Raw genomic sequence first — 15,873 nt, forward strand, 5'->3', positions numbered from 1 at the left:
AACTCTTAAGAGTCACTCACAAATTTTACCTTAGCCTGATCCGTTACCAGTGAAAGTAACGTTCAGTCTATCTTTCTATCACATACCCAAATTTTTAAAGAACGATCTAATCAAAGACTAGAAATCAATATTCGCACTGGAATATTCATTTCTAAGCTCTAACAAGCAGAAGCAGTTAATGGTGGAGCCAAGCGGGATCGAACCGCTGACCTCCTGCGTGCAAGGCAGGCGCTCTCCCAGCTGAGCTATGGCCCCATACAAAATTGGTGGGTCTGGGCAGATTCGAACTGCCGACCTCACCCTTATCAGGGGTGCGCTCTAACCAACTGAGCTACAGACCCAATTTCGAGCGCGTAACTGATTAGCTCAGAGCTATCAGCTTGGAGCTTAAAGCTGCTTCTATCGTCTTCTTCAATGAATCAAGCAATTCGTGTGGGAACTTATGGAGCAGCTGATGTCGTCGATTAAGGAGGTGATCCAGCCGCAGGTTCCCCTACGGCTACCTTGTTACGACTTCACCCCAGTCATGAATCACACCGTGGTAACCGTCCTCCCGAAGGTTAGACTAGCTACTTCTGGTGCAACCCACTCCCATGGTGTGACGGGCGGTGTGTACAAGGCCCGGGAACGTATTCACCGCGACATTCTGATTCGCGATTACTAGCGATTCCGACTTCACGCAGTCGAGTTGCAGACTGCGATCCGGACTACGATCGGTTTTATGGGATTAGCTCCACCTCGCGGCTTGGCAACCCTCTGTACCGACCATTGTAGCACGTGTGTAGCCCAGGCCGTAAGGGCCATGATGACTTGACGTCATCCCCACCTTCCTCCGGTTTGTCACCGGCAGTCTCCTTAGAGTGCCCACCATAACGTGCTGGTAACTAAGGACAAGGGTTGCGCTCGTTACGGGACTTAACCCAACATCTCACGACACGAGCTGACGACAGCCATGCAGCACCTGTCTCAATGCTCCCGAAGGCACCAATCCATCTCTGGAAAGTTCATTGGATGTCAAGGCCTGGTAAGGTTCTTCGCGTTGCTTCGAATTAAACCACATGCTCCACCGCTTGTGCGGGCCCCCGTCAATTCATTTGAGTTTTAACCTTGCGGCCGTACTCCCCAGGCGGTCAACTTAATGCGTTAGCTGCGCCACTAAGAGCTCAAGGCTCCCAACGGCTAGTTGACATCGTTTACGGCGTGGACTACCAGGGTATCTAATCCTGTTTGCTCCCCACGCTTTCGCACCTCAGTGTCAGTATCAGTCCAGGTGGTCGCCTTCGCCACTGGTGTTCCTTCCTATATCTACGCATTTCACCGCTACACAGGAAATTCCACCACCCTCTACCATACTCTAGCTTGCCAGTTTTGGATGCAGTTCCCAGGTTGAGCCCGGGGATTTCACATCCAACTTAACAAACCACCTACGCGCGCTTTACGCCCAGTAATTCCGATTAACGCTTGCACCCTCTGTATTACCGCGGCTGCTGGCACAGAGTTAGCCGGTGCTTATTCTGTCGGTAACGTCAAAATTGCAGAGTATTAATCTACAACCCTTCCTCCCAACTTAAAGTGCTTTACAATCCGAAGACCTTCTTCACACACGCGGCATGGCTGGATCAGGCTTTCGCCCATTGTCCAATATTCCCCACTGCTGCCTCCCGTAGGAGTCTGGACCGTGTCTCAGTTCCAGTGTGACTGATCATCCTCTCAGACCAGTTACGGATCGTCGCCTTGGTGAGCCATTACCTCACCAACTAGCTAATCCGACCTAGGCTCATCTGATAGCGCAAGGCCCGAAGGTCCCCTGCTTTCTCCCGTAGGACGTATGCGGTATTAGCGTTCCTTTCGAAACGTTGTCCCCCACTACCAGGCAGATTCCTAGGCATTACTCACCCGTCCGCCGCTGAATCCAGGAGCAAGCTCCTTTCATCCGCTCGACTTGCATGTGTTAGGCCTGCCGCCAGCGTTCAATCTGAGCCATGATCAAACTCTTCAGTTCAAACATCTTTGGGTTTTTAAGAAACCCTAAACTTGGCTCAGCAATCGTTGGTTACATCTTTGATTTCTCGCGGAGTAACTTGTGATGCTGATAATCTTGTTGACTATCAGTCTGACTCCACAAGCACCCACACGAATTGCTTGATTCAGTTGTTAAAGAGCGGTTGGTTAAGATCTTTCGTCTCAACCGAGGCGCGAATTCTACAGCAGCCTCATTTGCTGTCAAGTGATTATTTTCAGAAGTTTTCGAAGAATTCTTCAACAACTTCAACCACTTGCGCTTCCGATCTCTCGTTAGCGGGAGGCGAATTCTACAGCGTTACACGCTGCTGTCAACACCTCTTTTTCACCGCTTTCGACCGAGAAGATCGAACCGTCAAAAGAGCCAAACATCACCGCTCTTTCAACTCCTTCCAGGCCTCGATGAACTGAAGCGACCCACTGTCGAAAACCGCGTAACTCGTTGAATCTCAAGGAGTTTTCCGTTTCGACTGCGCCGGAAGTGGGGCGAATTATAGACCTCCAGAATCTGACGTCAACCGTTAATTTCAGTTTTCTTTCAACAACTTACAGATCGGTTAAAAAACGCACAAATCCACCTATATATAAGCAGGAAACAGCCTTCTTCTATATAGAAGCGATACTCAAAGCACTCCATCAGCCTTGAGTGCCTCTACCGCGCCAGCGCCCAGACCCAGCACCCGCTGCAAAACCTCCAACGTATGCTCGCCCAATAAAGGAGGCGCGCGACGGTATTCGACAGGCGTTTGCGACAGCCGGATCGGACTCGCCACCTGCGGGACCATTCCTGCCAGGGCATGCGGCAGCTCTATCGCCAACCCACGTGCTTTCACCTGCGGATCGTCAAACACCTGGGACAGATCATTGATCGGCCCACACGGCACGCCCGCCTGCTCCAACTGCGCCACCCATTCGGCGGTGGTCTTGAATACCGTTGCCTGACGAATCAGCGGAATCAACACCGCGCGGTTAGCCACCCGCAGCTTGTTAGTTGCGAAACGCGGATCGTCCGCCCACTGCGGCTGCCCAGCCACCTCGGCGAACTTGCGGAACTGGCCGTCATTGCCAACGGTAAGAATGAAATCACCATCAGCCGTGGGGAAGTCCTGATAAGGCACGATGTTCGGATGCGCATTGCCCAGACGCTTGGGCGCATTGCCCGTAGTCAGGTAATTCATCGCCTGATTGGCCAGACAGGCGACCTGCACATCCAGCAAAGCCATATCGATGTGTTGCCCGCCGCCATCGTGATCACGATGAGCCAGCGCTGCCAGAATCGCCACGGTCGAATACAAACCAGTAAGGATGTCCGTCAGCGCCACACCCACCTTCACCGGCCCGGCGCCTTCATCACCTTCAGGGCGACCGGTCAGGCTCATCAGCCCGCCCAACCCCTGGATCATGAAGTCATAACCGGCGCGCTTGGCATACGGCCCGGTTTGACCGAAGCCGGTGATCGAACAATAGATCAGGTCCGGATTGATCGCCTTCAGCGACTCGTAGTCCAGCCCATAGGCGGCCAGCCCCCCGACCTTGAAGTTCTCGATGAGAATGTCCGACTTCGCCGCCAGCTCCCGCACGAGGCTCTGACCTTCAGGCCGAGTGAAGTCGATCGTCACCGATTGCTTGTTGCGGTTGGCCGACAAGTAGTAAGCCGCCTCGCTGGTGTTTTCCCCGTATGCGTCCTTGAGGAAGGGCGGCCCCCAGGCGCGCGTGTCATCGCCATTGCCTGGGCGCTCGACCTTGATCACCTCGGCGCCAAGGTCGGCAAGTATCTGCCCGGCCCACGGCCCGGCCAGCACGCGCGATAAATCCAGTACTCGCAGATGCGACAGCGCGCCCATGGTCGCTCTCCTGTTAATAGAACGCCTGCAGACCGGTTTGCGCGCGACCCAGAATCAGCGCGTGAACGTCGTGAGTACCTTCATAGGTATTCACCACTTCCAGGTTGACCAGATGACGGGCCACACCGAACTCGTCGGAAATACCGTTACCCCCCAACATGTCACGGGCCATCCGGGCAATATCCAGCGACTTGCCGCAGGAGTTGCGCTTCATGATCGAGGTGATTTCGACCGCCGCAGTACCTTCATCCTTCATGCGCCCCAGACGCAGGCAACCTTGCAGTGCCAAGGTGATCTCGGTCTGCATGTCGGCCAGCTTCTTCTGGATCAGCTGAGTCGCGGCCAATGGGCGACCGAACTGCTGACGATCAAGGGTGTATTGGCGAGCGGTGTGCCAGCAGAATTCGGCAGCGCCCAACGCGCCCCAAGAGATGCCGTAGCGCGCCGAGTTGAGGCAAGTGAACGGACCTTTCAGACCACGCACGTCCGGGAAGATGTTCTCTTCCGGTACGAAAACGTTGTCCATGACAATTTCGCCGGTGATCGATGCGCGCAGGCCAACCTTGCCGTGAATCGCCGGTGCGCTCAGGCCCTTCCAGCCTTTCTCCAGGACAAAGCCACGGATGTCGCCGGCATCGTCTTTGGCCCAGACTACAAATACGTCGGCGATCGGGCTGTTGGTGATCCACATCTTGGCGCCGGTCAGGCTGTAACCGCCGTCGACTTTGCGCGCACGTGTGATCATCGCACCCGGATCGGAACCGTGGTTGGGTTCGGTCAGACCGAAGCAGCCGATCCATTCGCCGGACGCCAGTTTCGGCAGGTATTTCTGCTTCTGCGCTTCAGTGCCGAATTCGTTGATTGGCACCATCACCAGCGAGGACTGTACGCTCATCATCGAACGGTAGCCGGAGTCGACGCGCTCCACTTCACGGGCAATCAGACCGTAGCTGACGTAGTTCAAACCGCTGCCACCGTATTGCTCAGGGATCGTCGCGCCGAGCAGGCCGACTTCGCCCATTTCGCGAAAGATCGCCGGGTCGGTTTTCTCATGGCGGAACGCTTCGAGGACACGTGGCGCCAGGCTTTGCTGAGCAAACTGGGCGGCAGTGTCGCGAATCATGCGCTCTTCTTCGGTGAGCTGTTGATCCAGCAGCAGGGGATCGATCCAGTTGAAGCTAGCTTTACCGCCCATGAGTGTGCCCTCGTAAATCGGTGAATTAACGTGGCATTGATCCTAGGCCCGGTTCGCCAGCGCGGCAAACGAGGATTTCGCATCCTGTTGTGCTAATTTCTCACTCCGAAACGTCGCTGAATGCCTTTTAAGCGGCGCATTAGTGAGGTTGACGTACATGCGCAGGAAGATTCCCAGCACCACAGCCCTGATCAGCTTCGAGGCCGCCGCTCGCCACGAAAGCTTTACCAAGGCTGCCGAAGAACTTTCTATCACCCAGGGCGCCATTTGCCGACAGATTGCCAGCCTTGAGGAGTTCCTCAGTGTGGAACTGTTCCGACGCTCGCGACGCGGTGTGAAGCTGACGGAAGCGGGGCTGTCCTACAGCCGTCGGGTGGCCACGCAACTCGATGCCGTCGAGCGCGACACGCTCTCGGTCATGGGCCAACAGGGCACCAACGTGATCGAACTGGCGGTGGTGCCCACTTTCGGCACGCAATGGCTGCTGCCGCGGCTCAAGGATTTCCAGCTCAAGCACCCGGAAGTGACGGTTAACCTGACCAACCGCACCCGTCCGTTCCTGTTTGCCGACACCGATTTCGACGCAGCGATCTACTTCGGAGACGCCGATTGGTCGGGTACCGAGTCCCACAGACTGATGGGCGAAAATCCGATGCCAGTGTGCAGCCCAGCCCTACTCGGCGATAGAACGCATCTGACGGCTGACGAGATCGCCGAGCTGCCGTTACTGCAACAAACCACTCGCCCTTACGCCTGGCGCCAATGGTTTAACTCACAGCAGTTGAACATCCCCCGCGACATGACAGGCCCACGCTACGAGCTATTCTCCATGCTGGCCCAGGCAGCCATGCACGACATGGGGATCGCACTGATTCCGCCGTTCCTGATTCAACGCGAACTGGCCGAGAAACGCTTGGTGATCGCCAACCCGGATGCACTCTCCAGCATCAAGGCGTATTACCTGATGATTCCGGAGCGCAAGGTCGAATCGGCGTCACTCAAGGCATTTCGCGATTGGCTGGTCAATCAGGCAAACAGCTACAGCCTAGAAGGATAAAGGCTTACAACAATTACTAACCCGGTAGTCAGGAAATTCAAAGCCCTACAGATATAAGTATTTGTCGCAAAATCGCAGACTGTATCCGAAAGTCGTACAGACGTCCCACAAGCGCCTGTGGACGTGGCTTTGAGCCTTCATTCGCGACTCATTACGACCTATTCACGTCACCGATGAGAAAATTCTTCAAATTCATCCACACTCCTTGCAAGGCACGGCCTGCAAGGGATTCAGCCAGCCATCTGCGACATTCGGTCACGGGATGACTTGTAGTTAATTTTCCGTCACCCGTCATAATCCCTTGAAGGGCATAAACTTCGCCTGCAAAATGCCGCGCCCCGCCCTGATTTGGCGGGATCGTGCTGATCGGCCGCCCCAGTCGCACCATCCGCAGTGCCTGGGTTTACTCAATAAGATCACGCAGGAGATTTGACGTGCACATTGGTGTTCCTCTCGAAACCCAGACCGGTGAAACACGGGTTGCTGCAACCCCGGAAACCATTAAAAAGCTGATCAGCCAAGGTCATAAGGTCACTGTGCAAACCGGCGCTGGCGTCAAAGCCAGCGTTGTCGACAGTGCCTATGAAGCGGCGGGCGCAACCATTGGCAGTGCCAGCGATGCGTTCGGTGCCGAGCTGATTCTCAAAGTAGTCGCCCCCAGCGACACCGAACTGGCGCTGATCAAGCGCGGCACGGTGCTGGTTGGCATGCTCAACCCCTTCAATAACGAAACCATCGCCAAGATGGCCGAGTGCGGGATTACTGCGTTCGCCCTCGAAGCGGCGCCGCGCACCTCTCGCGCACAGAGTCTCGATGTGTTGTCGTCGCAGGCGAACATCGCCGGCTACAAGGCGGTGTTGCTGGCTGCGCACTACTATCCGCGCTTCATGCCAATGCTGATGACCGCTGCGGGCACCGTGAAAGCGGCGCGCGTACTGATTCTGGGTGCCGGCGTGGCCGGGTTGCAGGCGATTGCCACGGCGAAACGTCTGGGCGCGGTGATTGAAGCGTCTGATGTGCGTCCGGCGGTGAAGGAACAGATCGAATCCCTCGGCGCCAAGTTCGTTGACGTCCCTTACGAAACTGACGAAGAGCGCGAATGCGCGGTCGGTGTCGGCGGTTACGCGCGGCCAATGCCGGCAAGCTGGATGCAGCGTCAGGCCCAGGCTGTGCACGAGCGCGCCAAGCAGGCCGACATCGTCATCACCACCGCACTGATCCCGGGCCGCAAGGCGCCGACACTGTTGAGCGCAGACACCGTGGCGCAGATGAAGCCGGGCTCGGTGGTCATCGACCTCGCAGCAGCTCAGGGCGGCAACTGCCCGCTGACCGTCGCCGATCAGGTCGTAGTCGAGAACGGCGTGACCATCGTCGGCCCGACCAACCTGGCCGGTGAAGTCGCCGCAGATGCTTCGGCGCTGTACGCCCGCAACCTGCTGGACTTCCTCAAGTTGGTGTTCACCAAAGAAGGCCAGTTCGACGTCAACCTCGAAGACGACATCGTCGCCGCGTGCCTGATGTGCCGCGACGGCCAAGTCATCCGCAAAAACGCCTAAGCAGGGATTCAGACGATGGAAGAGCTTATCTCCCCCGGTATCTACAACCTGATCATCTTCGTGCTGGCGATTTATGTCGGTTACCACGTGGTCTGGAACGTAACACCCGCGCTGCACACGCCACTGATGGCGGTGACCAACGCCATTTCGGCGATTGTGATCGTCGGCGCCATGCTCGCTGCTGCGCTGACCGTCACGTCGCTGGGCAAGACCATGGGCACCCTCGCCGTGGCACTGGCGGCCGTCAATGTGTTCGGTGGCTTTCTGGTCACCCGCCGCATGCTTGAGATGTTCAAGAAGAAAGCCCCGAAAGCAAAAGAAGAGGCGCCGAAGTAATGAGCATGAATCTCGTCACGACGCTCTACCTGATCGCGTCGATCTGCTTCATCCAGGCCCTCAAAGGCCTCTCGCACCCGACCACTTCGCGGCGCGGCAATCTGTTCGGCATGCTAGGCATGGCGCTGGCCATTCTCACCACCATCGGCCTCATCTATAAGCTGGGTGCCGAGCTGGCGACTGCCGGTATCGGCTATGTGATCGTCGGCCTGCTGATCGGCGGCACTGCCGGCTCGATCATGGCCAAACGCGTCGAAATGACCAAGATGCCGGAACTGGTCGCCTTCATGCACAGCATGATCGGTCTGGCGGCGGTGTTCATCGCGATTGCTGCGGTGGTTGAGCCGCAATCGCTGGGCATCGTCAAGCAACTCGGTGATTCGATCCCGGCGGGTAATCGTCTGGAACTGTTCCTCGGTGCGGCGATCGGTGCGATCACCTTCTCCGGTTCGGTGATCGCCTTCGGCAAGCTGTCGGGCAAGTACAAGTTCCGCCTGTTTCAGGGTGCACCGGTACAGTTCAGCGGTCAGCACAAGCTGAACGCGGTTCTGGGCCTGGCGACGCTGGTGCTCGGCGTGACCTTCATGCTCACCGGCAACCTCGCTGCGTTCGCGCTGATGCTGGCGCTGGCGTTCGTGATGGGCGTGCTGATCATCATCCCGATCGGCGGTGCCGACATGCCGGTGGTGGTGTCGATGCTCAACAGCTATTCGGGCTGGGCTGCAGCGGGTATCGGCTTCTCGCTGAACAACTCGATGCTGATCATCGCCGGCTCGCTGGTGGGTTCGAGCGGTGCGATCCTCTCGTACATCATGTGCAAGGCGATGAACCGTTCCTTCTTTAATGTACTGCTCGGTGGTTTCGGCAATACGGCCGACGCAGGACCCGCCGGTGCGAAAGAAGCCCGTCCGGTGAAATCCGGTTCGGCCGACGACGCGACCTTCCTGCTGACCAACGCCGACACCGTGATCATCGTCCCGGGTTACGGCCTGGCAGTGGCCCGCGCGCAGCATGCACTGAAAGAACTGACCGAGAAGCTGACCCACCGTGGCGTGACCGTGAAGTACGCGATACACCCGGTGGCCGGTCGCATGCCCGGGCACATGAACGTCCTGCTCGCCGAGGCCGAAGTGCCTTACGACCAAGTGTTCGAGATGGAAGACATCAACTCCGAGTTCGGCCAAGCCGACGTGGTGCTGGTGCTCGGCGCCAACGACGTGGTCAACCCGGCCGCCAAGAACGATCCGAAATCGCCGATTGCCGGCATGCCGATCCTCGAAGCGTTCAAGGCCAAGACCATCATCGTCAACAAGCGCTCGATGGCCAGCGGCTATGCCGGTCTGGACAACGAACTGTTCTACCTGGACAAAACCATGATGGTGTTCGGCGACGCGAAGAAAGTCATCGAAGACATGGTCAAAGCGGTCGAGTAATCCTCCACCGTTGCACCGGACGCCCCGACTTGTCGGGGCGTTTTCGTTTTCGCAAAGCGTCGGACAATTTGCCGCGTTGTTGCAGATCCGGTAACGGTGTTTTACTTCAAACCCGCTAAATAGACGCCTCGTTTGCGACCTTGGTAGCGGGACAGGCGCCCGCGAAATTCACTAGACTGCGCATCCTGATACTCGCTTCCCGAGAAAATAACCCATGTACCGTGACCGTATTCGCCTGCCTTCGTTGTTGGATAAAGTGATGAGCGCCGCCGACGCCGCCGCGCTGATTGAAGACGGTATGACCGTCGGCATGAGCGGCTTCACCCGCGCCGGCGAAGCCAAAGCCGTCCCTCACGCATTGGCCGAGCGAGCCAAGGTCACGCCGCTGAAGATCAGCCTGATGACCGGCGCCAGCCTGGGCAACGACCTCGACAAACAGCTGACCGAGGCCGGCGTGCTGTCGCGGCGCATGCCATTTCAGGTCGACAGCACCTTGCGCAAGGCAATCAACGCCGGCGAAGTGATGTTCATCGACCAGCACCTGTCGGAAACCGTCGAGCAACTGCGCAATCAGCAACTGAAGCTGCCGGACATCGCAGTGATCGAAGCCGTGGCCATCACCGAGCAGGGCCACATCGTGCCGACTACCTCGGTGGGCAACTCGGCCAGCTTCGCGATTTTTGCCAAACAGGTAATTGTCGAGATCAACCTGGCGCACAACGCCAACCTCGAAGGCCTGCATGACATCTATATCCCGACCTACCGCCCGACGCGCACGCCGATCCCGTTGGTAAAAGTCGACGATCGCATCGGCAGCACGGCGATCCCGATTCCACCAGAGAAGATTGTCGCCATCGTCATTACCCAGCAGGCGGATTCGCCGTCCACGGTGTCGACCCCGGATGTCGACACCAACGCCATTGCCGAACACCTGATCACCTTCTTCAAGCAGGAGGTCGATGCCGGACGCATGACCAACAAGCTTGGCCCGTTGCAGGCCGGGATCGGCAACATTGCCAACGCGGTAATGTGCGGCCTGATCGACTCGCCGTTCGAAGACCTGACCATGTATTCCGAAGTACTGCAGGACTCGACCTTCGACCTGATCGACGCCGGCAAGCTGAGCTTCGCCTCGGGCAGCTCGATCACGTTGTCGGAGCGACGCAACAGCGATGTGTTCGGCAATCTGGAGAAGTACAAGGACAAACTGGTGCTGCGTCCGCAGGAGATCTCCAACCACCCGGAAGTGGTGCGTCGTCTGGGCATCATCGGCATCAACACCGCGCTGGAGTTCGACATCTACGGTAACGTCAACTCTACCCACGTCTGCGGCACACGGATGATGAACGGCATCGGTGGCTCGGGTGATTTCGCGCGCAACGCGCACCTCGCGGTGTTCGTGACCAAATCGATCGCCAAGGGCGGGGCGATTTCCAGCGTGGTGCCGATGGTCAGCCACGTCGACCACACCGAGCATGACGTCGACATCCTGGTGACCGAAATCGGTCTGGCCGACCTGCGCGGCCTGGCCCCGCGCGAACGTGCCCGGGTGATTATCGATAACTGCGTGCACCCCGATTACCGCGAGGCGCTGAATGACTACTTCACCGCCGCCTGCGCCATCGGCGGTCATACCCCGCACATCCTCCGCGAAGCTTTGAGCTGGCACATGAATCTGGAAGAAACCGGTCGCATGCTCGCGGTGTAATTCGTACAGTCAAACCGCTGATGCAAACACAGTTTGTGTCAGCGGTTTTTTAATCCCTCCCACTCGACAAAAACTGTACTGCTGTACTGGTTGTTTCCTACGGCTTTTGCCTACTCCCTCTCTCCATTTGAGCAATAACGCACCACAAAAGTGCGGACAGGTACAGTTTGCTCAATTTTGACCCATACACCACCTATAAACAGTTAACTGGTCACTCACAATACAGTTGAACTGTATCTAGAGAGACTAGGCAAACGAGAGGATCATGGGCACCAGTTAAACCACTACCTGATCCCGCCACAAGCGGAAGGATGTCAACCATGGAACGTACACTCAGTTCCGAACTGTTCTTCGAAGACAAAGCTGCAAAAACCCAGGCTTCCCTGCCTCTGCGCGTTATCGCCAACCTGATGTTGTGGCAGCGCCGCATCTCCAGCCGCCACCAACTGGCTCGTCTGGATTCGCGTCTGCTGGCTGACGCCGGTATCAGCGAAGCACAACGCTACGAAGAGCTGAGCAAGCCGTTCTGGCGCTAAGTAGCGTCGCTGGCTCTGGTCGTTAGACCCACCGCCAGCAACCCGAATTGAACACACAAGACCCGTCGCGGGAAACCGCGACGGGTCTTGTCGTTTCAGGGTTCGCAAGGCCCTTACAGCAGGTTGTTCAAACAACAGGTACAGTTCTAAATAATCAAAATCTGAACCAGTACAATTCTTCATCGGTGTATCTGCCGGCAAAACTGCATCGGGCGCAGCCTGTCCTTAACCCTCCTCGGCTTAAGGAAAATGCCATGAAAGACTTACAGGATGTTTCGACAGCGTCGATTCAACCCCTCATTCACTCGCACCTGCTGCGGCGCCTGGTTCGTAGCCTATGGCAGGGATTGGAGCGCGCCAGGACGCGGCGTCTGTTGGCCCAGATGGGGCAGCGCGACCTCGCGGATCTGGGTCTGAACCACGCCGATCGGCAACGAGCTGGAGAAACCCTTCTGGCGCTAGCATTCTGCCCACTGTCCGAACCTTGCGCGCAGGCCTAATATCCATGCCAGAACGTGGCGAATCTTCCGTAACCCGCGTCTGAGTCTCAGACACAAGCCACCTCTCAATACGGTTTACTATCAGGAGATACACCATGTCCCGTCTTCGCCTGCTCAGCGCTGCCGCCTTGCTGGCCGTGGCTGCCAACGCCAGCGCCTCGAGCTTCATCGTCACCACCGACGCCGTGGTTGGCGCGCTGAAGTCCTCCTCGGACGCCACGTCCGACGTCAGCTCTTCGCTGCGTGACAACAAGGTCGTGATCGCCGCGCGTGATGACGCAGCCAGCTTCGTCGCCAGCGAAGGCCAGATCCGCGGCGTGAAACTGGAAAGCGCCCTGGACCTGATCCGCCACCAGGCACCACAACTGAACGCGACCGACTTCCAACTGGCGCAAGCCATTCTGGCGATCTGATCGGACGTTGCCGGACGGGGCACGCCAGTCGTGTCCCGATGTTTCGCCACTGGCTCTGGCCCGGGCATTGCGCTAGCCTTGAGATTCGCTAGCCGTTATCGAGTCCCATGCGTTTTCTGACCAACCTGCTTATTCCCTGTGCCTTGTTCAGCGCCTGCTGGGCGACGTCGGTCGATGCCTTTGATGTCTCCACGCAAAATACGGTGGTGACGGTCTGGGCCACCGGAATGGTGTCTTCCGCGCCATTCGACCGTAAACTGATCATCGCCGCTCATGATGACGCGGCGGCGTTTGTTGCCAGTGACGGTGAATTGCGCGGCGCGCAGCTCGAATCCGCCCTGCATTACTTGCGCAAATCCCGACCGAAACTTCATGTCAGCGACCTTGAACTGGCACAGGCAATTCTCGTCCAATAGTTATCTCAGTCCTTCGTTATCATTGCCCTTCCGGAGTCGTTCCATGCGTAGCCCGCTGATTGCTGCCGCCCTTGGCCTGTTTGTATTGGCCGACGTGGCCCAGGCGCACACCCTGGTAGCCACCAGTAACATCATCGTTCGTGCCTCCCAGCGCACCATCGATTTCACCTCCGATACCACCACGTCGATTCGCGATTCGAAAATCATCCGCGAAGCCCATGACGATGCCGCCAGCTTTGTTGCCACCAACGGCGATATCCGTGGTGCTCACCTGGAAGCCGCCCTCAACACCTTGCGCACCCGCGTGCCGGAAGCCCGCGACGCCAGCGATCAGGTGCTCGCCGAAGCCATTCTTGCCCTGTGAAGTCACTCGGCGCCTGGCTACTGGCCGGGGCGTTGTTGCTGCTTGGCAACAGCGCCCACGCCAGCCTGCAATTGCGGCTCAAGACCGACGGTCTGAGCCCCGCCCAGCAACAGGCCAGTCAGGCGCTGCTCGATGAAGCGATGCAGAAGCTGCCGCCCAGCTTCGTCGAACAGCTGGACCGGCGCATCGACGTCGGCTGGTCCGACGACATGCCCGGCAATGCCTACGGCCAGGCGACCCTGGTTGCCGAACTCGACCTGAACCGCAAACTGCTCGCTGGCCTCACCGACGGCAGCGCGGCCAAAGAAAAGACCAATCGCCCTCACGGCACCGTGCGCCAGGAGCTGCTGGCAACCGTGTTGCACGAGCTCACCCACATTTATGACCGCGCGCGCCTGTGGCCCGCCGCCGAGCGCACGCTGATCCAACGCTGCACTCGCCGCAGCAACAGCGCCGGCCTGATCGGCATTCCCGACGAGTGTCGCGGCCAGACTGAACGCCGCTTCACCCTCAGCGATGACCCGCGCCTGCTCGACCTCGCCGGCTGGCAACAGTACGTCGGGCGGCGCGGCGAGCGTGAACAGCACAACCGCCAGGTGGCCCGCAGCCCGGATCTGTACGAGATTTCCAGTCCGAAAGAGTTTGTCGCGGTCAACATGGAGTATTTCCTCCTCGACCCGAGCTACGCCTGCCGACGTCCTGCGCTCTATCGCTACTACAAGGAGCGCTTCGGCTGGGCACCACCGGCCAAGGACATCTGCAGCAATACCTTCGCCTTTCTCAACGCCGGCAACGACTTCGCCAAACAGCCCTTGGGCCAGGTCGACCCGGAGCGGGTGTATGCCGTCGATTATTTGCTGGCTGAGGCCAACCAGAACTGGGTCAGCCGCTGGGGCCACAGCATGCTGCGCCTGGTGATCTGTGCGCCGGGGCGACCACGGGGCCCGGATTGCCGGCTCGACCTCGACCAGCATCTGGTGTTGTCGTACCGCGCCTTTGTCGGTGACGTGCAGCTGTCGAGCTGGGACGGACTGGTCGGCAAGTACCCGTCACGGCTGTTCGTGCTGCCACTCGCACAGGTCATCGACGAATACACCAAGACGGAACTGCGCAGCCTCGCTTCGGTACCGCTGAACCTGTCGCGCAAGGAAATTGAAGAGGTGGTCGAACACGCCGCCGAGATGCACTGGAGTTACGACGGCAACTACTTCTTCCTGTCCAACAACTGCGCCGTGGAAAGTCTCAAGCTGTTACGCAGCGGCAGCAACAACAAGCAATTGGTCGGTCTGGACAGCATCATGCCCAATGGCTTGCTGGAAGTATTGAAAGGTCGTGGCCTGGCCGACACCAGCGTGCTGGACGACCCCAAGGAAGCCTTGCGCCTGGGCTATCGCTTCGACTCGTTCCGCGATCGCTATCAGGCGATGTTCGATGTGTTGAAAAAGCAGCTGCCGATCAAACAGACCACCGTCGAGGACTGGCTATCGCTGTCTGCCGAAGAACGCCGGCAGTGGTTCGAGCGCGCAGACCTGCGCACCAGTGCAGCGTTGTTGCTGCTGGAACAGGCGAGTTATCGCCGCCAGTTGCTGCTGGCCCAGGATGAGGTCAAGCAACGCTACCTCGGTGCCCGGGAGCTGGAGAACGGTGGCATGGACAAGGCCAACGCGACCCTGCAGGAAATTCTCGCCAACAGCGGCTTCCTCAGTCGTCCGGCGGAACTGCTCGACAGCCGCGGTTACGGTTTGCCGCAACCGAGCGAGTTCAAGCGCCTGCAAGACGAAAGCAGCCAACGCCAGAAACAACTGCTGGCGCTGAGTGGCGATCTGGACAAGGAAGTGCGCAAGTTGCTGGAGCCCAAGCGAGCGGCCGAGATTGCCGCCAGCGAAGCCAACGTGAAGCAGATCGGCGAGCACCTGCGCAAACTGCACAAGGCGTCCGGCGGACTGGAGTTGCCTTAAAAGCAAAAGATCGCAGCCTGCGGCAGCTCCTACAGAGATAAATGTAGGAGCTGCCGCAGGCTACGATCTTTTTACTGCCTGTAAATCAGTACAAAACACCGTCCAGAATTTCGTAAACGATTCCAGTACCCACCGCGATCAGCACAATGTCCCCACCGGCCCGGCGCCACTCATAACCCGGATACACCGGCAAACGGCTCAGCGCCCGCCCGTCCAGCCGCTCGCCGTAGTAACCGTGCGGCAACGGCCGGCCGCGTTCCAGATGAATGCCCGGTGGCGGCGGTGCGCCACGTACGAAGTAGCCGTGGTTGTCGCGAATGGTCTGCCGCACCGGGCCGAAGTCGTGTGGCGGGCCGCCACGATGGTCGTTCTGCGGGCCACGGTGATCGTCACCACGGTTATCGTAGTGGCCCGGTTGCGGGCCGCCGTGGTCATGATCATCGCGTGGATCGGCGCTGGCCAGCAGCGGCGTCGCGCTGAGCATCAGCACGCCCAGTCCGGCAATCAGACGTTTCGGCATTTTCATCGGGTCTTT

14 protein-coding genes, 2 tRNA genes and 1 rRNA gene are annotated in these 15,873 nt (G+C 58.4%); 11 read left to right on the forward strand and 6 right to left on the reverse strand.

Going from position 1 to position 15,873, the window contains the following annotated elements:
- Positions 1-179: 179 nt before the first annotated feature.
- The 5 genes from AB1J88_RS20070 to AB1J88_RS20090 all read right to left on the reverse strand — a co-directional run bounded on the left by AB1J88_RS20070 (position 180) and on the right by AB1J88_RS20090 (position 5,061).
- A tRNA-Ala gene (locus tag AB1J88_RS20070) sits at positions 180-255 on the reverse strand.
- 9 nt (positions 256-264) lie between these two features.
- Positions 265-341 (reverse strand) — tRNA-Ile (locus AB1J88_RS20075).
- Between the two features lie 124 nt (positions 342-465).
- Positions 466-2,002: ribosomal RNA gene (locus AB1J88_RS20080) — 16S ribosomal RNA — on the reverse strand.
- A gap of 643 nt (positions 2,003-2,645) precedes the next feature.
- A complete protein-coding gene (locus tag AB1J88_RS20085; RefSeq protein WP_041074712.1) occupies positions 2,646-3,866 on the reverse strand; it encodes a CaiB/BaiF CoA transferase family protein in 1,221 nt (406 codons plus the stop codon).
- Positions 3,867-3,879: 13 nt separating this feature from the next.
- Positions 3,880-5,061, reverse strand: coding sequence for an acyl-CoA dehydrogenase (locus AB1J88_RS20090; protein WP_003220420.1), 1,182 nt, complete (start codon positions 5,059-5,061; stop codon positions 3,880-3,882).
- Between the two features lie 157 nt (positions 5,062-5,218).
- Between AB1J88_RS20090 and AB1J88_RS20095 the strand changes: the two genes are divergently transcribed.
- From AB1J88_RS20095 to AB1J88_RS20145, 11 genes are all read left to right on the forward strand, one after another.
- Complete coding sequence (locus tag AB1J88_RS20095; RefSeq protein ID WP_430291819.1) at positions 5,219-6,118, forward strand: LysR family transcriptional regulator; 900 nt, start codon at positions 5,219-5,221, stop codon at positions 6,116-6,118.
- Between the two features lie 434 nt (positions 6,119-6,552).
- On the forward strand, positions 6,553-7,674 hold the full coding sequence (locus tag AB1J88_RS20100) for a Re/Si-specific NAD(P)(+) transhydrogenase subunit alpha (RefSeq protein ID WP_041074715.1): 1,122 nt from the start codon (positions 6,553-6,555) through the stop codon (positions 7,672-7,674).
- Between the two features lie 15 nt (positions 7,675-7,689).
- Positions 7,690-8,010: an NAD(P) transhydrogenase subunit alpha gene (locus AB1J88_RS20105; RefSeq protein ID WP_430291820.1), complete on the forward strand. Its 321-nt coding sequence runs from the start codon at positions 7,690-7,692 to the stop codon at positions 8,008-8,010.
- Complete coding sequence (locus tag AB1J88_RS20110; protein ID WP_086794131.1) at positions 8,010-9,443, forward strand: NAD(P)(+) transhydrogenase (Re/Si-specific) subunit beta; 1,434 nt, start codon at positions 8,010-8,012, stop codon at positions 9,441-9,443. The genes AB1J88_RS20105 and AB1J88_RS20110 overlap by 1 nt, the downstream gene beginning before the upstream one ends.
- Before the next feature lie 214 nt (positions 9,444-9,657).
- On the forward strand, positions 9,658-11,151 hold the full coding sequence (locus tag AB1J88_RS20115; RefSeq protein ID WP_430291821.1) for an acetyl-CoA hydrolase/transferase family protein: 1,494 nt from the start codon (positions 9,658-9,660) through the stop codon (positions 11,149-11,151).
- 320 nt (positions 11,152-11,471) lie between these two features.
- Positions 11,472-11,687 (forward strand): DUF1127 domain-containing protein, encoded by a 216-nt coding sequence (locus AB1J88_RS20120; RefSeq protein ID WP_003220409.1) that lies wholly within the window; start codon positions 11,472-11,474, stop codon positions 11,685-11,687.
- 47 nt (positions 11,688-11,734) lie between these two features.
- A complete protein-coding gene (locus AB1J88_RS20125) occupies positions 11,735-12,187 on the forward strand; it encodes a DUF1127 domain-containing protein (protein WP_430291822.1) in 453 nt (150 codons plus the stop codon).
- Between the two features lie 95 nt (positions 12,188-12,282).
- Positions 12,283-12,600, forward strand: coding sequence for a DUF2388 domain-containing protein (locus AB1J88_RS20130; protein ID WP_007962831.1), 318 nt, complete (start codon positions 12,283-12,285; stop codon positions 12,598-12,600).
- 107 nt (positions 12,601-12,707) lie between these two features.
- Positions 12,708-13,016: a DUF2388 domain-containing protein gene (locus tag AB1J88_RS20135; RefSeq protein WP_041074725.1), complete on the forward strand. Its 309-nt coding sequence runs from the start codon at positions 12,708-12,710 to the stop codon at positions 13,014-13,016.
- 43 nt (positions 13,017-13,059) lie between these two features.
- Positions 13,060-13,380 carry a DUF2388 domain-containing protein gene (locus AB1J88_RS20140; protein ID WP_041074727.1) on the forward strand — a complete coding sequence of 107 codons (321 nt, stop codon included), beginning with the start codon at positions 13,060-13,062 and terminating at the stop codon, positions 13,378-13,380.
- On the forward strand, positions 13,377-15,338 hold the full coding sequence (locus tag AB1J88_RS20145; protein WP_430291823.1) for a DUF4105 domain-containing protein: 1,962 nt from the start codon (positions 13,377-13,379) through the stop codon (positions 15,336-15,338). Before AB1J88_RS20140 ends, AB1J88_RS20145 begins: the two co-directional genes overlap by 4 nt.
- Before the next feature lie 85 nt (positions 15,339-15,423).
- Here the strand turns inward: AB1J88_RS20145 and AB1J88_RS20150 are convergent, their stop codons facing one another.
- Entirely contained in the window at positions 15,424-15,864 is a 441-nt protein-coding gene (locus tag AB1J88_RS20150) for an anti-virulence regulator CigR family protein (protein ID WP_047297491.1), read from the reverse strand.
- Positions 15,865-15,873 lie beyond the last annotated feature (9 nt).

Source organism: Pseudomonas sp. S8 (genome assembly GCF_050473925.1).
GTDB classification, from domain to species: domain Bacteria; phylum Pseudomonadota; class Gammaproteobacteria; order Pseudomonadales; family Pseudomonadaceae; genus Aquipseudomonas; species Aquipseudomonas parakoreensis.